The following is an 18181-nucleotide window of genomic DNA, read 5'->3' on the forward strand; positions in this document are numbered from 1 at the left end:
CGACGCATGATGCATTTGAACTAATGCGCGGTGCCGTGAGTTACGTCACTCAACAGGCATCTGCCATGGGGAAGCCGCCGATGGAGGACGACGACCTGGTCGACAGGATCTACGAGGCCGGGGCTGTTCCCGATCTCTGGCCGAGCGTGCTCGAAAGGCTGGGCGATCTCGCCAAGGTGGCGGGCACCGTGCTGTTCGCCATCCGCGGTGAGGCGGCCCACTGGACGGCGTCGCCGGGCTTGCACGAGATGTCGCGGGGCTATTTCGAAGGCGGCTACCCCGGGCATGACGATCGCACGGCGCGCCTGCTTGCCTACGATCATCCCGGCTTCGTCACCGACCTCGACGTGTTCAGCCGCGAGGAGTGGGAGGCCGATCCGATCCGCAGGGAATTCTTCGTACCGCGCGGGTTTGGTTGGGGCGTCGCGACCGGCATCAAGGTGCCGACCGGTGACCTCTTGATCTTCCACGGCGAGCGCCGGCTCGAGGATGGTCCAGTGGAGCGGCAAGTGGTGGAGCGTCTCGACCTGCTGCGGCCACACTTGGCGCGGGCGGCGCTGATGTCCGCACGCATCGCCTTCGAGCGCGCCCAGGGCGCCGTCGCGGCGCTCGAAATGGTGGGCATACCCGCCGCAGTTCTCGGACCGCGCGGTGCGGCCATCGCGACCAACAGCATGCTTGAGGCGCTGACGCCGTCGGTGGTGCAATCGCGCCCGACACGGCTGGCCCTCGCCAACCTGCGGGCCGACGAAATGCTGAGCACAGCCCTCGAGGCTGCGGAGGCCGGGCTGCATACCGGGCCGGTGCGTTCGATTCCCATTCCCGCAGGGAACGACAGTCCGGCGATGGTGGCCCACATACTGCCCATCCGTGCATCGGCTCGCGAAGTGTTCACCGGGGCAGCGGCGGTGTTGCTGATGACACCGGTGACCTTGCGCGAGTTGCCCGATGCCACGGTGATTCAGGGGCTGTTCGACCTGACGCCGGCGGAAGCGCGGATCGCTCGCGCGCTCGGCGGCGGCATGACCATCGGTCAGATTGCCTCGAGCACCGGCGCCAGCGCGGCGACCGTGCGCAACCAGGTGCAGGCAGTGTTCGGCAAGACTGGAATGCACCGGCAGGCCGATCTGGTCGGCCTGCTGCAGGGGCTGGTGCCGACGGCTAGCGCCCCGATCCCACCGTCGCGATTGCCGCCGCGTAAGTGATGCCGCCACCGAAGGCGACGAGGCCGAGCCGGTCGCCCGGCTTGGTGCTCGGCAGCGCATCCATCAGCGCCAGCGGAATGGTCGAGGAACTGGTGTTGCCGAGGTTGCGGATGATCGAATGCGCCGGGCGGCCAGAGCGGCGGGCAATGGCGTCGATGATGCGCTGGTTGGCCTGGTGCGGCACCATCAGGTCGATATCGTCCATGGTGATGCCTTCGGCGGCGCAGGCCGAGGTCAACGTCGCCGACATGGCGCGGACGGCATCGGCGAACACCTCGCGGCCATTCATCTTGATGTAGCCCTCGCCGGCGCGCGGCACGCTCAGCAGCTCGCCGGATTCCGGCGCGCCGGCAATGGTCGGCTGGGCGAAGGTGAAGAGGGTCGGCTGTTCGTGACCCGTGCCCTGCACCAGCGAAGCGGTGGCGGCATCGGCGAACAGCACGGCAGTGTTGAAGTCGTTCTGGTCGAGCAGCGGCGAGAGCACTTCCGACGTCACCACCAGCACGCGGGCGCTCGGGTTATTGGTGACGTAGTCGCGGGCCTGCGCCAGGGCGTAGAGGTAGCCGGAGCAGGCGGCGTTGATGTCGTAGGCGGGCAGGCTGGTCCGGCCGACGGTGCTGACGGCATCGGCGACGCGGCAGGCCAGCGACGGGGTGATCACATCCGGCGTGCCGGTGGCCGCGATCACCAGGTCGATGTCGCCGATCTCGAGCTGCTGCTCGTCGAGCAATTTCTGTGTGGCCGAGACGGCGAGGGAGAACACTGTCTCGCCGGGCTGTACCCAGCGACGGCTCTCGATGCCGGTGAGCTTGACGATGTCGCCGGCGTCGCGGGTCTGCCAGTTGCCCTTGAGGTCGGCGTTGTGCACCTTGCGGGCGCCGGTCACCCCGGCAATGCCGGCAACGCCGACGGAAACCTCGGCGCGGCCGATGCTGACGGGGGCAGCCTGCGGCGCGCTGCGGCGCTTCAGGATGGCTTTGTCGATGCGTTCGGCGGTGACGGTCGCCTGCTGCCGCGCCACCGAGGCGTCGGCTTCGACGAACATCAGCGGGGCGCCGACGGCGATCTTCTGCTTGGGTTCGACCGGGATCGACAGCACCTTGCCGGTAACCGTCGCCTGGACGTCGACGGCGGCCTTGGTGGCCTCAACCACCGCGACCAGATCGCCGGTCTTGATCATGTCGCCCGGCTTCACCAGCAGCTCGACAACCTCGACTTCGTCGTCGGCCGGGCCGGAGCCGATGGCGGTAATCGCGGCGGGACCGGTGTCGAGCTTGGGCGCTTCCCACGCGAGATCGAACTCGAGCAGCGCCGCGGCGGCTGCCATGATCCGGCGATAGGAGGGCAGGGTATCGATCTGCCGCTCGAACTGGAACGGCACGTGGATGTCGTCACGGGTGACGCGCCTGGCGCTGACCGGGATGCCGGCCTTCTCCATCACCGTCGCCATGACTTCGGCGCCGAAGCCGGCAGTGTGATTGTCTTCGTGCACCACCAGCAGGCGCTTGCTGCGGCGCACCGAGCGGAGCACCGCGTCCTCGTCCCAGGGCGAGATCGAACGGAGGTCGATCACATCGAGCTCGGCGCCGGCGCCGGACAGCGTCTCGGCGGCGAGCAGCGACTGGGTCAGCGGGTTGCCCCAGGTGACCAGCGTCAGATCATTGCCCTGGCGCACCGCGCGGGCCTTACCGGGCACCACGAATTGCTTGGCCGTATCGTCCGAGGTGCGGCGGTCCGAGAGGTTCAGGCCGCTCTTGGGGTAGAGAAACACCGTCGGGCGCTTGCTCTGGAACGCGGCGTTGAGGAGGCCAGCGGCGTCGCCGGCGCTCGAGGGCATCACTACATCGATGCCGGGCACATGGGCGAGGATCGATTCGAGGGTCTGGGCGTGGAACGGGCCGAGGCCGGCCTTGTAGCCGCCGCAACTCACCATCAGGATCACCGGCGCCTGCCAGCTGCCATCGGTGCGCCAGTACATCGAACCGAGTTCGGAGATGATCTGGTTGAAGCCGAGCGGCAGGAAATCGGCGAACTGGATGAACGCCACCGGCCGCTGGCCGGTCAGGGCGCGGCCGATCGAGGTGCCGACGATGGTCGATTCGGACAGCGGAGCGTTACGGACCCGGCCCGGGAAGGCGGTCGACAGGCCCTTGGTGACGCCGAACACGTCTCCCTTGGGGTCTTCGATGTCCTGGCCGAGCAGGTGCACTTCGCGGTTGGCGGCAAGCTGGTCGCGCAGCACCCGGTTGAGGGCCTCGCGCATCGTCAGGTTGGGCGCCTTGGCGTCGCCGCGATATTCCTTGGCGTGCGCAAATTCGGCGGGGTATGGCGCCTTGGCCGCGCCGGCGGTCTCAGGCACCGCTTCGGCGCGTGCTTCGACCACAGCCGCCGCCACTTCGGCGATCAGGCTGGTTTCGAGCTGCGCCAAAGCCGCATCGCCCATTTGCGACTCGCGCAGCGACTGCCGGATGGCTTCGAGCGGATCGCGGCTCTTGCCCGATTTCAGCTCGTCGGCAGCGCGGTACAGCGCCTGGTCATCGGCATTGGTGTGATCGGAGAGCCGCTCCAGCTCCATCAGCAGCAGCGACGGGCCGCGGGTGGCGCGGGTATGGGTCACCGCCGTTTCGAAGGCGGTGCGGGTGGCGGCCAGGTCGACACCGTCGACGCGACGGATCGGCAGACCGAGGAAGCTGTCGGCGGGCCCCGTGGGCAGATCGAAGAAGGTCTGGCCCGGGGTCTTGGTCGAAATCGCCCAGTTATTGTTCTGGATGACGAAGACCACCGGGGCGCCGGTGCGCACCGCTTCGCCGACCGCCTCGAGGAACTCGCCCTGCTGGGTGGTACCGTCGCCGACGCAGCAGATCACCACCGGAGAATCAGGGTGGAACTTCACGGCCTGGGCGTTGCCCACGGCATGCAGCGCATTGTTGCCGACCGGGCCGACCATCGAGGCGACATTCAGCTCGCGGGCCGAATAGTGCGCGCTCATCTGGCGACCGGCGGAATGCGAGGGGCCGGTGGCGAGCAGGCTGCGGAAGAATTCAACCAGTGGCAGGCCACGCGCCAGAAGCAGCGCCTTGTCGCGATAGTGCAGGTGCAGCCAATCCTGCTGGCCGAGATAATCGGCGATCAGTGCGGTCGACTCGTGGCCGGCGCCGGAGACATGGAAATGCGCAAGGCCCTGCTTGACCAGGTCTTGTTCCACGCGGTCAATCTCACGGGCGAGAAACATCGCCCGGTGCAGCCGCAGCATCGTCGGAATGTCTGAGGTCATCAGCATTGTGGCGGGAACCTAAACCCGTCCCCGGCGAAAAACCAGAGCAACTAGCTGGTCTTGGGTGAATGCATGGCTGATTTGCCGGAGGCGTTGCGGCGTTGCAATTTCCTGGAGGCGCCCTACGCCCCGAGGAAGTGCGCCAGCCGCTTGCCAGCAGCGAGATACTTGCCGGGATCAACCGCCACATCCTTGCGGCGCACCTCGAAATGCAGGTGCGGACCGGTGGAGCGGCCGGTGGAGCCGACCTTGGCGATCGGCGTGCCGGTGTTCACCACCTGGCCCTCCTTGACGAGAAAGGCGCTGAGGTGGCCGTAGCGGGTGACGAGGCCGGTCAGGTGGGTCACCTCAACCAGGTTGCCGTAGCCCGACTTCTCGCCGACGAAGGTCACCTTGCCGTAGCCGGCGCTGAGCACGGTGGTGCCTTTGGGCGCCGGGAAATCGAGGCCGGCATGGAAGGCGCGGCCGCCGGTAAAGGGGTCCTTGCGGTTGCCAAAGGTCGAGCTGATGCGGCTGAGCGAGTCCATCGGCTTGTGGATCGGCGCCAGGTCGATGGCGCCGCGCGCCGCCTTGAAACGTGCGAGCGCGAGATAGACGTCGTTGGCGTCATCGACGATGCCGCTGCTATCGCTGCCATCGACCGGGGGCTGATAGGGGCCGCCCACGGCGTCGGTCAATCCATCCGGCATGTTCGGCTTGATGCCGAGGCCGCCAAGCACGTCGAGGATGGTGTCGGTCGATTCGGTGGCCGAGACCGAGAGCGCCGCCAGCGCCATGCGGCTATCGTCCATCATGTTCGCCATCGAGGCGCTGACCTCGGCGAGGTCGCCGGTTGCGGTAACGGGGGCAATGGCGGCGAGCGGCGCGACATCGTCGTCGGTCGTCGGGTCGGCTGCGGCGGTTTCGATACCGAGCTCGGCGGCCTTGGCGGCGAGTTGCTTTACCAGTTGATGCTGTTCGAGCAGCACTTCCTGCTGCTGGGTCAGTTCCTGCAACTGCAGGTTGATGTCGCCGGCCTGGGCGAACTGCCGTGAATGGAGGCGATCCACCTCGACGCGCAACTGGGCGATGCGGTCCTCATAGGCGGAAACGACCACGTTGTTCTGCCCATTGAGCAGCGCGGCGATATCGGGAGCCATCAGGAAACCGACGAGCGTCAGGACATTGGTGCCGAACAGCGCCGCGAAGGCCAGGTAGAACAGGCCGGGCCGGATGCCGGGCGCCCGTTTCGCTTTCTGCGGGGGAGCGCCGAACACTTTGGAGACCGGCTGGGCGGCCGGCTGAACGCCACTCGATTTCGCACGCACCGCCATAACTCCGGGACGCCACTTTCACTGGTCCCGATCATGATCTGTTAGGGTTAACAAACGCGAAAAGCCCGGTCGCAGGCGACCTTAGGCTCCGGGCTCATGCCTTGGCGCGTTTAGATTTAGTGGGCGGGACCCCGGTTTTCGCGACCAGCGCACGCGTCGCGGCGAGCACTTTTTCGGCGTGGCCCTTGATGCGGGTGGCGTGGAAGACTTCGGCGACCTTGCCGTCGGGGTCGACCAGCACGGTGATGCGCTTCACCCCCATATACTCGACGCCCCAGAGCTTCTTCAGCTGCCAGATGCCATAGGCCTCGATGGCTTTGCGCTCGGGGTCGGCCGCAAGGATGACGCCGAGATTGTACTTGTCGCGGAACGAGCAGTGCTTTTCCACCGTGTCGGGCGAGATGCCGACGACGACGGCACCGAGCTTCTTGAATTCAGGCATCTGGTCGGTGAACTCGATGTTCTCGAGCGTACAGCCCTCGGTGTCGTCCTGGGGGTAGAAATAGAGCACCACCGGGTGGCCAAGATGATACGACAAGCGGAACTTCTCGTAGCTGTCGGTGACAAGTTCAAAGTCGGGGGCAGGGGTGCCGGGTGTGGGAAGGGTCATGTGGTCCGGTTCGGTAGACGGGAAAACGCCGGAAAAGCCGCGCATCCAATGGGTGTTAGTGCCATATTACAGCCGGTATCATCTGGCAGTGAACCGCTGCTCGGTTTGATTCTAAGATAGGGCGGCAAAGCGAGCGGCCTCAAGTCGGAAAGCAGTGAAACCTACTCCAGCCCCTGGCTCCCAGCTCCGCAAGCGCTCGGCATGGCGCATCCTGGGTAGGATCGCCGCGGCGGCAGTCGCTGCGCCTGTCATCCTGCTCGTCGTCATGTACGCCGTGCTGCTCGTCACCCCGATCCCGCTGCCGTTCGTCAGCTCGCAGGTGCGGAACTTGGTGCTCAACTCCATGCCGTCAGGCAGCAAGCTCGAGCTGGGCGACATGGCGCTGGCGCTCGAGGGCTTCGTCTGGCCGGTGATCCAGTTCAAGCCGGTCACCTTCACCGATGTGAAGACCGGCGGCACGGTGAGTATCGACGCGCTCGAGGTTGGGTTCTCGCCGCTGAGGGCGTTGGTCGGGCAGCCTGGCGCCACGGTGACGATCGTCGGTCCGCACCTGCAGGTGAACCAGGACCTGTTCGGGCCGCGCCTCGCCAAGTTCGAGTATGTGGACGAGCCCGATGGCGGCCGGACGGTGCGGATCATCGAGGGGCAGGACCAATTCCCCGAGGTGAACCTGTCGCCTGATGGTGTCGACGTGAAGGGGCAGGTGCCCGATGCCAATCTGGGCATCCGGTCGGACAATGACTGGCTGGTCTATAACCTCGAAGCGGCGGCCAAGGGCATCGCGGGCATCGTGCAGCAGGCCAAGCTCGGGAATTTCTCGAGGCTGGTGGTCAAGCGCGGCGCGCTCGACATGAACGATGCGCTCTATGGCGTGCTCCGGCATTTCACCGAAATCAATATCGACATCGCCCCGAACGCCGATGGCAAGTCGGCCTCGGGCAATTTCTCCGCCGGGATCGGCGGCTCGGTGATGAACGGCATCCTCGAGTGGGTCGAGACCGATGATGGAGGGGCGCGCCTCAAGGCCTCGATTACCAACCTCGACCCCGGCGCCTTTGCGCCGTTCGTGGGCGAGCAGGAGACCGCGATCTCGGTGGTGGGCACCGCGTCGGTGTCGATCGATGTCGGCTTCACCGACACGCAGAAAATCACCGACGGGCTGTTTCATGTCGACCTGACCGGCATGGATGTGCGGGTCAACGGCCAGTTCTTCCCGATCGCCACGTCGATCGCCGAAGTGGTGTGGGATCCCTCGATCGGCCAGTTCACCATGGGCGAAATGCAGGTGAGCGTTGCGGGCAGCACCGGCTCGGTCAGCGGGGTGTTCAAGCTCGGGCTCGACCCCCTCTATGGCCCTATCGTCGGCATGAAGGTGGCGGCGCGCAACGTCTCCATCGCCAACGAGCAGGGGGTGCCGGAGGCGCCGTTCTCGGAGGTGAACTTCCAGGGCTGGTCGGCGCCGCTTTACGGCGCGACGGGTATCGACCAGTTCGAGGCCAAGAAAGCCGACGGCAGCAAGCTGGTTTCGACCGGGCGCATCGACATGGTGCGGCGCGGCACCGGCTTCGAGATGAACATCGCCGGTGACGGGTTGTCGGCCGACGACCTCAAGCGGCTATGGCCGGCATTTCTGGCCAGCGAGTCGCGGGACTGGTTCGTCAAGAACGTGGTGGGTGGCCGGATCAAGAAATCCACCATGCGCTATGATTTCCCAGTCGGCTCGCTCGGCGAGCCGGGGGAAAACAAGCCGATTCCGAAGAATGCGATGTCGATCGATATCGTCGGCGTCGGTGTACAGATCAAAGCCCTCGACACGATGGATCCGATCACCATCGAAGGCGAGATGCGGCTGAGCCTCAAGGACAACGACATCCAGATTTCCGGTGATGGCGCGACGATCCCGACGTCCAAGGGCAATATCTCGATTGCCAATGCCGGCTTCATCATGGGCTCGAACAGCGATACCGAGGCGGTGTACGAGATCTCCGGCGATCTGTCCGGCGGCATCCCGGCACTGATCGACTGGGTCAAGACAAACCAGCCCGACGCGCTGAAGCAGGCGACGCTGCCGATCGACCTCGACATCCTCAAAGGCCAGGTTTCACTGGGCCTGGTGGCGACCTTCGTCACCGACAAGAAGACCAACAAGCCGCGAACCATGGACTATGTGGTCAACGGCACGCTGCAGGATCTCGAGACCGCCTCGCCGATCGAAGGCCACACCATCGGCAAGGGGCAGTTGCAGTTCCGCCTGACCCAGGCCGGGTTCAATATCGGCGGTACGACGGAACTCGACGGGGTGCCTGCTGCGATCTCGGCGATGGGGACGCTCGATCCCAAAAAGCCTGACGTGGTGCTGACGGCGAAGGTCGATTCCGACGCGTTCAATAAGTTCGGCGTCGATACCTCGGCGTTCCTCAACGGGCCGCTGACGGTTTCGGTGAAGCCGCTCAGCGATGGCAGCATGCAGCTTGTCGCGGACCTCAAGGACGCCAGCCTCAGCGTCAAGGACCTCGGCATCAGCAAGGCGGCGGGGGTCAAGGGAACCGTCGCGGCACAGATCAAGCTTGCAGGCGACGCTGTCACCATCGAGGACCTCGATCTCGGCTTCGGCGATGTGAAGCTCGCGGGCGGCCTCGATTTCGATCTCAAGGAAGGCCTGCAGTCGGCCGAGTTCACCTCGTTCGCGCTCAGTCCCGGCGACCAGGCGCAGATCTCGCTGACGCCGATCCGCAACGGCTACCAGGTGCGGCTGCGCGGCGATCAGCTCGATTTGAAGCCGATGCTGCAGCGTTTCTTCAGCCTCTCAGGCGATTCGACCGGCGGCCCGCAGGCGACCGCGGTCAACAACCAGACCATTGCTGTCGATCTCGAGCTGAAGCGAGCGCTGGGTTTTTACAAGACCACGGCGTTCAACGTGAACCTTGACCTGGTGCTGCGCGGGGCGGACCTGCAGCGGGTGAACCTCCAGGCCAATCTCGGCGGCAACCGCAGTGTCTCGGTGACCACCAATCCAACGCCGGACGGCAAGGTGATGTCGGTGGCATTCAATGACCTCGGCACGCTGCTGCGGCTGATGAATATCTACCCCAATGTCGAGGGCGGCGCCGGCAGCCTGGTGGTCGAGACGGTCAAGGAGCAGAAGATCGATGTCGGGCAGTTCTCGCTACGCAACTTCGCCTTCGTCAACGAAGGCAACGTGGCGCAGATTCTCGGCAACGACTCCCAGTCCCGGCAGATGATTGCCCGCTCCAACAAGCTGGAGTTCAAGAGCGCCGAGGCGGAGTTCGTACGGCGCAGTGACCGAGTGGAGATCACCGATGCGGTGCTGGCCGGCGCCACGGTGGGCGGCACGGCACGCGGCTTCATCTACACCGACAAGCGACAGTACGACATTACCGGCACCTATGTGCCGCTGTTCGGGCTCAACAACGCGTTCTCGAAGCTCTTGGGACCGCTGGCCGGGCGCGACGGCGAGGGGCTGTTCGGGGTGACCTTCGCGGTGCGTGGGCCGCTGGACAAGCCCGATTTCAAGATCAACCCGATGTCTGCGCTGGTGCCCGGGGCGTTCCGCCGGATGTTCGAATACCGATCCAAGGAAATCCCGCGCGTCGAGTGACCGGCCGGATAGTTGATTTCGATCAAAGTATAGGTTGGCGCAACGGCTTACGATCTCCACATCTGGGGTCTCGGAGGTACGTCAAATGTACGCACATATTCTCGTCGCAACGGATGGTTCGGAACTCGCCTCGCGGGCGCTGGACCATGCGCTCGGTCTCGCCAAGGCGCTCGGCTCGGCGGTGACCATCGTCACGGTCACTGAGCCCACCGCGGTGCTCGGCGGCGGTTACGCCACGGTCGCCGGTACGGCGTTCGACCCCATTCCGGAATTGATCGAGGCGCAGGAAACCGGCGCCAAGGAACTGCTGGCTAAGGCTGAGACTGCAGCCAGCGCTGCCGGCGTCGCGGCCAAGACGGTCTATGTCAATGACAGCTTTCCGGCCGACGGCATCATCTCGACCGCCAATTCGGTGGGCGCCGACCTGATCGTCATGGGCTCGCATGGCCGCCGCGGGCTTGGCCGGCTGCTGCTCGGCAGCCAGACCAACAATGTGCTGGCGCACACTGCCATCCCGGTGCTGGTGACGCGTTGAGGTGAGAGGTGAAGTGCGGTTCGTTGAACCGCACTTCAGTTCGCTTAGACCGGCTTCAGCAGGGCGTGCTTCTTCTTGCCGACCGAGAGCTTGATCACGCCTTCCGGCAGCAGAGCGGCCGTCCCCAGGGTAGCGCGGTCATCGGTTACCGGTTCATCGTTGACGCGCACCGCACCCGATTGAATGTGCCGGCGGGCCTCGCCGTTGGATGCGGCAAGACCGGCGGTGACCAGCGCGGCAAGCAGCCCGATGCCGGCGTTGAGGTCGGACTTCGAGACCTCAGCAGTCGGCAGCGACAGGTCGAGCGACCCGGCCTCGAAGGTCGCGGCAGCGGTCGACGCCGACTGCTCCGCGGCCTCGCGGCCGTGGACGATCGCCGTGACTTCCGTCGCCAGCACTTTCTTCGCCTCGTTCAGCTCCGAGCCGCCCAGCGCCGCGAGCTTTTCGATCTCGGCGAGTGGCAGACGGGTGAAGATCTTGAGGAACTTGCCGACATCGGCGTCCTCGGTGTTCCGGAAATACTGCCAGAAATCATAGGGGCTGAAGAGCTCGCCATTGAGCCAGACGGCGCCCGAGGCCGACTTGCCCATTTTCTCGCCGGAAGCCTTGGTCAGCAGTGGCGTGGTCAGGGCGTAGAGCTGCGGGCCGCCCATGCGGTGGCTGAGGTCGACGCCGTTGATGATGTTGCCCCACTGGTCGGAGCCACCCATCTGCAGCACCGTGCCGTAGCGCCGGTTGAGCTCAGTGAAATCGTAGCCCTGCATGATCATGTAGTTGAACTCGAGGAAGCTCAACGATTGGTCGCGATCGAGCCGCAGCTTCACCGAATCGAAGCTCAGCATGCGGTTGACCGAGAAGTGGCGGCCGACATCGCGCAGGAATTCGACATAGTTGAGCTTCAGCAGCCAGTCGGCATTGTCGACCATGACGGCGTCGGTCGGGCCGTCGCCGTAGCGGAGGATGCGCGAGTAGACCTTCTTGATGCTCTCGATGTTGGTCTTGATCTTCTCGACGCTGAGCAGGCTCCGCTGGTCGTCGCGGAAGCTCGGATCGCCAACCATGGAGGTGCCGCCGCCCATCAGGCTGATGGGGCGGTGGCCGGTTTCCTGCAGCCAGTAGAGCATCGTCACCGTGATCAGGTTGCCGATGTGGATGCTGGTCGCCGTCGCATCGTAGCCGACATAGCCGGTGATGCGTTCCCTTGCCGCGAGGGCATCGAGGCCCTCGGGATCGGAGATCTGGTGGATGAAGCCTCGCTGATCGAGGACGTTCAGGAAATCGGACTTGAACTTGGCGGCCATCGGCTTGCCCTATGTAATCGACCGGCTCGTCATGGGGGTACTTTACCCCCATGAGGACCTCATCCCCGAGCCTTCCGAAGGAGGAGGTCCGGGGCGTATGGCTAGCGCCCCTTGCCCGCCGCGATTTCCGCGCGGCGCCGGTCAAGATAGTCGGCGCAGCGTTCGGTGAGTTCGTCGATCTTGCCTTCGTAGAAGTGGTTGGCGCCCTCGACCTGCTGCTGCTCGATGGTGATGCCCTTCTGGGTCTTCAGCTTGTCGACCAGCTTCTGCACCGATTGCGGCGGCGCAACGCGGTCCTTGTCGCCATGGATGATCAGGCCCGAAGACGGGCAGGGGGCGAGGAAGGAGAAGTCGTAGAGGTTCTCCGGCGGGCTCACCGAGATGAAGCCCTCGACCTCGGGGCGACGCATCAAGAGCTGCATGCCGATCCAGGCGCCGAACGAGAAGCCGGCGATCCAGCAGCCGCGCGACTCGCGGTTGAGCGACTGCAGCCAGTCCAGCGCCGCGGCAGCGTCGGAGAGTTCGCCGATGCCGTGATCGAACAGGCCCTGGCTGCGGCCGACGCCGCGCGAGTTGAAGCGCAGCACCGAGAAGCCGCGCTGGGCGAACATGTAGAACAGGTTGTAGACGATCTGGTTGTTCATCGTGCCGCCGAACTGCGGATGCGGATGAAGCACGATCGCGATCGGAGCGTTCGGGTCCTTGCCCTGCTGGTAGCGCCCCTCGAGGCGGCCTTCGGGTCCGTTGAAGATGACTTCTGGCATTAGGTCGTTTCCTTGACCGTTCTTTCTGGGGCCCCGCCGAGCCTCTATGCGCTGGGCTCATGCCTCGCGCGCGGGCCGGTCTCTCGGCTTGACGAATGCTGCGCCGCTGCCTAAAACATGGGCCGAAAACTCCAGTTTCGAATAATTCTAAACTGGGTTTTCGAAGGCGGCAGTTGGTGGTCCAACCGCTTCCGGTTGCTGGTGAGCGCTCCTTGTAGTGAAAGTGAGCGCCCGATTTCAAGATTTGTTTCAGGCACGTGCGGCGCCTTGGCGTCGCGGCTGGCCTTTCGGAGCGGATGAGGCAGGCCTCGGATCTATGGCGCGACAGTCGATCTATCTCGATCACAATGCGTCGGCGCCGCTGTTGCCGGAGGCCCGCGCTGCCCATATCGGGGCGCTCGACCTCGTCGGCAACCCCTCGTCGGTGCATGCCGAGGGTAGGGCGCTGCGTGCGGTGATCGACAAGGCTCGGGCCCAGGTGGCGCGGCTCGCCGGGGCTGAGCGCGACCAGGTGGTGTTCACCGGCTCGGCCACCGAAGCGATCACCCAGGCGATTGTCGGCGGCGCCAAGGCGCTCAACGTCGATGCCATCGTCGTTTCGGAAGGCGAACACGCCGCCGTGCTCCGGGCGGCCGAAGCGACCGGACTGCCGATCAAGAAAGTCGGCCTCGATGCCGATGGAGTGATCAAGCTCGAGGAGATCGCGGCGGCGCTGGCCGCCGCGGACCTCGTGGGGATGCGGCTCCTGGTGGCGGTGCACCTCGTCAACAACGAGACCGGGGTGATCCAGCCGGTCGATCGCATTGAAGTGCTGGTCGGCCCGAGCCCGCATTATCTTTTTGTCGATGCGGTGCAGGGCTTTGGCAAGGTGGGGCTCGAATTTGCCTCGCGCGCACCCGATATGATGGCGGTCAGTGGCCACAAGATCGGCGGTCCCGCCGGCATCGGCGCGCTGCTGATGAAAGGCCACGCCGACCAGGTTCGACTGATCCCCGGTGGGGGCCAGGAGAGCGGGCGGCGCGGTGGCACGGAATCAGCGGCGGCAATCGCCGGGTTTGGCGCCGCGGCAGAAGTGTTCGCCGAGCGGTTCTACCAAGCCAATGTCAGCGAACTGGTACGGACGGCCGAAGACGGCATGCGCGTGATTGCCCCGGACCTGGTGGTCTTCGGAGAGAAGGCCGACCGGATCGGCAACGTCAGCAACTTCGCGGTGCCGGGGCTGAAGAATGCGGTGGCGATGATGGGGCTGGACCTGCTTGGTCTTGCCGTTTCGTCGGGTTCCGCCTGCTCGTCGGGCAAGGTTGGCCCGAGCCATGTGCTCGCCGCCATGGGTGTGCCGGCAGAGCTCGGCGAGTGTGCAATGCGTGTGAGCTTCGGCTGGTCCTCTTCAATCGAGGACGTCGAGGCTTATCTGAAGGGTTTTAGCGAAGTCGTCGGGCGTCATCGCGCTCGCCACGGCGTCGCAGCATAGGAAGAAGACGATGGCCCGTTACGACATCCCGACTTTGAAGGAAGAGATCGAGAACGATACCGTTGAGAAGGTACTCGCGCTCGATGTCGAGAAATACAAGTACGGGTTCGAAACTCAGCTCGAAGTCGACAAGGCTCCCAAGGGCCTGAACGAAGACACGATCCGTTTCATCTCGGCCAAGAAGGACGAGCCGGAGTGGATGCTGGAGTGGCGGCTGGATGCGTACAAGCGCTGGCTGACCATGGACGAGCCGACCTGGGCCAAGGTGCACTACCCCAAGATCGACTTCCAGGACATGTACTATTACGCGGCGCCCAAGAGCTCGAACCGGCCCAAGAGCCTCGACGAGATCGATCCGGCGCTGCTCGAAATGTACGAGAAGCTCGGCGTGCCGCTGAAGGAGCGCGAACTGCTCGCCGGCATCGAGCAGCCCAAGGTTGCCGTCGATGCGGTGATCGATTCCGTCTCGGTGGGCACGACGTTCCGGGCCGAGCTCGAGAAGATGGGCATCATCTTCTGCTCGATCTCGGAAGCCATCCGTGAGTACCCCGACCTGGTGAAGCAGTATCTCGGCTCGGTTGTTCCGGTGTCCGACAACTACTATGCGACGCTGAACTCGGCGGTCTTCACTGACGGGTCGTTCTGCTACATCCCCAAGGGCGTCCGTTGCCCGATGGAGCTCTCGACCTATTTCCGCATCAACGAGGCCAAGACCGGCCAGTTCGAGCGCACGCTGCTGATCGCCGACGAAGGCGCCTATGTCTCCTATCTCGAGGGCTGCACGGCGCCGGCACGCGCCGAGCATCAGCTGCATGCAGCGGTGGTCGAGCTCGTCGCCCTCAAGGACGCCGAGATCAAGTACTCGACGGTGCAGAACTGGTTCCCGGGCGACAAGGACGGCAAGGGCGGCGTCTACAATTTCGTCACCAAGCGTGGCGACTGCCGCGGCGACAATTCCAAGATCAGCTGGACGCAGGTTGAGACCGGCTCGGCGATCACCTGGAAGTACCCCTCGTGCATCCTGCGCGGCGACAACTCGTCGGGCGAGTTCTACTCGATCGCCATTTCGAACGGCTATCAGCAGGTTGATAGCGGCACCAAGATGCTGCACCTGGGCAAGAACACCACCTCGCGGATCATCTCCAAGGGCATCGCGGCGGGTTTTTCGGACAACACCTATCGCGGCCAGGTCTCGGCGCATGCCAAGGCCAAGGGCGCTCGCAACTTCACCCAGTGCGACAGCCTGCTGATCGGCGACAAGTGCGGTGCGCATACCGTGCCCTATATCGAGAGCCGCAACGCCTCAGCCGTGTTCGAGCACGAGGCGACGACCAGCAAGATCTCGGACGACCAGATGTTTTACTGCATGCAGCGCGGCCTCTCGGAAGAGGAAGCCGTGGCGCTGATCGTCAACGGTTTCGTCCGTGACGTGCTGCAGCACCTGCCGATGGAGTTCATGGTCGAAACGCAGAAGCTGATCTCGATCTCGCTCGAGGGCAGCGTCGGCTGATGACGACGGTACCCCACAACATCGTCAACGTTGCCGAGCTTGAGCTGAAATGGCTCAAGGTGGGCAATCGCTTTGAGGTGGGGCTCCACGATATCGATGCGGCCATCGGTACCGAGCAGATCGGCGCGACGCTGCACGTGGTGCCGGCCGGCAAGACTGCCTGGCCGTACCACCGGCACCACGGCAATGACGAGCTGTTCTTCATCGTCTCGGGCACCGGCACCTATCGGGTGGGTGAAGCGCGGCTGCCGATCAAGGCCGGCGATTGCATCGGCGCTCCGGCCGGTGGCGAAGCGCACCAGATCATCAACAGCAGCGAAGCGGAACTCCGCTACATCGCCTTCGCCAACCATGGCCGGGCCGATGTGACCGAATATCCCGACAGCGGCCGGATCGCCGTCGATATCGCGCATGGCAACGACAAGGAGCCGATGTCGATCTTCAGCACCGCCGGCAAGCTGACGCCGTTCGGTTACTGGGACGGCGAAGACACGGAGGGTGGGAACGGTGGCTAAGTACTGGTTCGCCCGGCGTTTCCCGGTCGGACATCCGCGCAATGCGATGGGCCCGGTCAGCCGCGAGGGCTGGCTGGTCGCATGGGCGTTCGTCGCCAGCATGGCGATCGGCGGCCTCGGTTTCCTCGGCCTCGCGCTTACGGGCTCGCCGCTGCTGGGCATTGCAATCTTCGTGGTGCTGGCTGCCTCGGGCATGGGCCTGTTCATCAGCCTCGCAGGTCGCAGGGGCGACACGCAGCACACGGTTGAAGACTACCGGTCAGGCCGCGTGTCGAATGAGGAGGGCACCCCGTGAAGGTGATCCTCAACCTCGACGAGGTGCCACTCGATCAGTCGTCGGAAGGGACGCGGTTCGCCGCGGCAACCGGCGAGTTCGGGGTGTTGCTTGGCCTCTTCGGGCTCGGCGCAGCGCTGCACGTGGTGCAGCCGGGAAAGACCGCCACGCCGTTCCACCGCCACCACACCTCCGATGAGATGTTCCTCGTGCTGTCGGGTTCGGGCACCTATCGCTACGGCGAGGACCGGTTGCCGTTCCGGGCGGGTGATTGCCTGTCAGCCCCTGCCGGCGCCGAGGGGCACCAGATCATCAATACCGGCACCGAAGAGCTGCGCTACGTCGCGTTCTCCAACAACACCAATGCCGACGTCGTCGAGTATCTCGACAGCGGCCGGATTCGGGTCGATGTCGGCGCCGTCGGTCACCACCGCGAGAACGCCACCTTTGGCGCGGGCGGCAAGCTGACGCCGATGGGCTACTGGGACGGCGAAGACACTGGAGCGGACAAGTGAACAAGCCTCTCCTCAACATCGCGGAACTGGCGCTCGAAAGCTGGACGCAGGGCACGAACTACCAGTCGTCGGACGCCTCGTTCGGCCGGCTGCTGGGGCTGCGTAACCTCGGCATCAGCTACAACGAGGTGCCGGCAGGCAAGTCGAGCTGCCCGTTCCACAATCATCATGTCGAGGACGAGCTGTTCATCGTGCTCGAAGGCGAGGGCACCTACCGCTTCGGCGCGGACAGCCATGCCATCAAGGCCGGCGACGTGCTGGGCGCCCCAGCGGGCGACCGCTCGACCGCCCACCAGATCATCAACACCGGCACTGGCGTGCTTCGGTATTTCGGCATCTCGACGATGGCCGCGACCGAAGTGTGCGAGTACCCGGACTCGAACAAGTTTGGCGTCTTTTCCCGGACCAGCGGTAACCCGACCGACAAATCGTCGCTTCGGCACATCGCGCGCGAGGCAGCGAGCCTCGACTACTGGGACGGCGAGAATATCGGAGAAGTGAAATGACCACCCCCATGCTCGAAATCCGCGACCTCACCGTGCGCATCGAGGAACGCGAAATCCTCAAAGGCGTGAACCTTGTCGTCCCCAAGGGCGAAGTGCACGCGATCATGGGTCGCAACGGTTCGGGCAAATCGACGCTGAGCTATGTGCTGGCCGGCAAGGAGGACTATGAGGTCACCGGCGGCGAAGTGCTGCTCGACGGCGTCAACATCCTCGAGCTGGAGCCGTCGGAGCGGGCCACGGCCGGGCTGTTCCTCGCCTTCCAGTACCCGATCGAAATCCCGGGTGTTGCCACCATGACCTTCCTCAAGGCAGCGCTGAACGCCAAGCGCAAGGCCAATGGCGAGGCCGAGATGTCGACGCCGGACTTCATGAAGGCAGTCAAGGAAGCCGGCAAGGCGCTGCATATCGACAGCGACATGCTGAAGCGCGCGCTGAACGTTGGCTTCTCGGGCGGCGAGAAGAAGCGCGCCGAGATCCTGCAGATGGCGCTGCTGAAGCCCAAGATGTGCATCCTCGACGAGACCGATTCCGGCCTTGATATCGATGCGCTGAAGGTGGTGTCGGAGGGCGTCAACGCGCTACGCAGCCCCGACCGCTCGATGCTGGTGATCACCCACTACCAGCGGCTCTTGAACCACATCGTGCCCGATGTCGTGCACGTGTTCTCGGATGGCCGCGTGGTCGAGAGTGGTGGCAAGGAGCTGGCGCTGGAACTGGAAGCCAAGGGCTATGCCGGCTTCGACGAAGCGGCGGCGTAAGGACCAATGAC

At 64.7% G+C, this 18181-nt stretch carries 15 protein-coding genes; 10 read left to right on the forward strand and 5 right to left on the reverse strand.

Annotated features, from left to right (window positions below):
• The first annotated feature begins 80 nt into the window (after nucleotides 1-80).
• Nucleotides 81-1205 carry a helix-turn-helix transcriptional regulator gene (locus VW23_RS04605; protein WP_084645538.1) on the forward strand — a complete coding sequence of 375 codons (1125 nt, stop codon included), beginning with the start codon at nucleotides 81-83 and terminating at the stop codon, nucleotides 1203-1205.
• Here VW23_RS04605 and VW23_RS04610 read toward each other — a convergent pair.
• From VW23_RS04610 to VW23_RS04620, 3 genes are all read right to left on the reverse strand, one after another.
• Nucleotides 1162-4485 (reverse strand): beta-ketoacyl-ACP synthase 3, encoded by a 3324-nt coding sequence (locus tag VW23_RS04610; RefSeq protein ID WP_141728221.1) that lies wholly within the window; start codon nucleotides 4483-4485, stop codon nucleotides 1162-1164. The two genes, VW23_RS04605 and VW23_RS04610, sit on opposite strands and share 44 nt — an antisense overlap.
• A 116-nt stretch (nucleotides 4486-4601) precedes the next feature.
• Entirely contained in the window at nucleotides 4602-5786 is a 1185-nt protein-coding gene (locus VW23_RS04615) for a M23 family metallopeptidase (protein ID WP_176730325.1), read from the reverse strand.
• A 100-nt stretch (nucleotides 5787-5886) separates the two neighbouring features.
• A complete protein-coding gene (locus VW23_RS04620) occupies nucleotides 5887-6402 on the reverse strand; it encodes a peroxiredoxin (protein ID WP_069908439.1) in 516 nt (171 codons plus the stop codon).
• 154 nt (nucleotides 6403-6556) lie between these two features.
• On the opposite strand from VW23_RS04620, the gene VW23_RS04625 reads away from it, so the two are divergent.
• Nucleotides 6557-10021 carry a hypothetical protein gene (locus VW23_RS04625; RefSeq protein WP_141728222.1) on the forward strand — a complete coding sequence of 1155 codons (3465 nt, stop codon included), beginning with the start codon at nucleotides 6557-6559 and terminating at the stop codon, nucleotides 10019-10021.
• 85 nt (nucleotides 10022-10106) lie between these two features.
• Nucleotides 10107-10556, forward strand: coding sequence for a universal stress protein (locus VW23_RS04630; protein WP_069908414.1), 450 nt, complete (start codon nucleotides 10107-10109; stop codon nucleotides 10554-10556).
• A 44-nt stretch (nucleotides 10557-10600) separates the two neighbouring features.
• Here VW23_RS04630 and tyrS read toward each other — a convergent pair whose 3' ends face one another.
• Together tyrS and VW23_RS04640 are read right to left on the reverse strand one after the other, a co-directional pair.
• Nucleotides 10601-11857: a tyrosine--tRNA ligase gene (tyrS, locus tag VW23_RS04635; protein WP_069908415.1), complete on the reverse strand. Its 1257-nt coding sequence runs from the start codon at nucleotides 11855-11857 to the stop codon at nucleotides 10601-10603.
• Nucleotides 11858-11958: 101 nt separating this feature from the next.
• Entirely contained in the window at nucleotides 11959-12621 is a 663-nt protein-coding gene (locus tag VW23_RS04640; RefSeq protein WP_055049272.1) for an alpha/beta hydrolase, read from the reverse strand.
• Between the two features lie 316 nt (nucleotides 12622-12937).
• Between VW23_RS04640 and VW23_RS04645 the strand changes: the two genes are divergently transcribed.
• The 7 genes from VW23_RS04645 to sufC are packed head-to-tail and all read left to right on the forward strand — an operon-like array spanning nucleotide 12938 to nucleotide 18170.
• Nucleotides 12938-14092, forward strand: coding sequence for a cysteine desulfurase family protein (locus VW23_RS04645; protein WP_069908416.1), 1155 nt, complete (start codon nucleotides 12938-12940; stop codon nucleotides 14090-14092).
• A 10-nt stretch (nucleotides 14093-14102) separates the two neighbouring features.
• Nucleotides 14103-15602, forward strand: a complete 1500-nt coding sequence (gene sufB, locus VW23_RS04650) for a Fe-S cluster assembly protein SufB (RefSeq protein WP_069908417.1) — start codon at nucleotides 14103-14105, stop codon at nucleotides 15600-15602.
• Nucleotides 15602-16117 carry a cupin domain-containing protein gene (locus tag VW23_RS04655; protein ID WP_069908418.1) on the forward strand — a complete coding sequence of 172 codons (516 nt, stop codon included), beginning with the start codon at nucleotides 15602-15604 and terminating at the stop codon, nucleotides 16115-16117. The genes sufB and VW23_RS04655 overlap by 1 nt, the downstream gene beginning before the upstream one ends.
• Nucleotides 16110-16412: a hypothetical protein gene (locus VW23_RS04660; RefSeq protein WP_069908419.1), complete on the forward strand. Its 303-nt coding sequence runs from the start codon at nucleotides 16110-16112 to the stop codon at nucleotides 16410-16412. The genes VW23_RS04655 and VW23_RS04660 overlap by 8 nt, the downstream gene beginning before the upstream one ends.
• Complete coding sequence (locus tag VW23_RS04665; protein ID WP_069908420.1) at nucleotides 16409-16906, forward strand: cupin domain-containing protein; 498 nt, start codon at nucleotides 16409-16411, stop codon at nucleotides 16904-16906. Before VW23_RS04660 ends, VW23_RS04665 begins: the two co-directional genes overlap by 4 nt.
• A complete protein-coding gene (locus VW23_RS04670; RefSeq protein WP_069908421.1) occupies nucleotides 16903-17412 on the forward strand; it encodes a cupin domain-containing protein in 510 nt (169 codons plus the stop codon). Before VW23_RS04665 ends, VW23_RS04670 begins: the two co-directional genes overlap by 4 nt.
• An 8-nt stretch (nucleotides 17413-17420) precedes the next feature.
• A complete protein-coding gene (sufC, locus tag VW23_RS04675) occupies nucleotides 17421-18170 on the forward strand; it encodes a Fe-S cluster assembly ATPase SufC (RefSeq protein WP_069908440.1) in 750 nt (249 codons plus the stop codon).
• The last annotated feature ends 11 nt before the right edge of the window (nucleotides 18171-18181 follow it).

The sequence above is a fragment of the Devosia insulae DS-56 genome, assembly GCF_000970465.2.
Taxonomy (GTDB): Bacteria; Pseudomonadota; Alphaproteobacteria; order Rhizobiales; family Devosiaceae; genus Devosia_A; species Devosia_A insulae.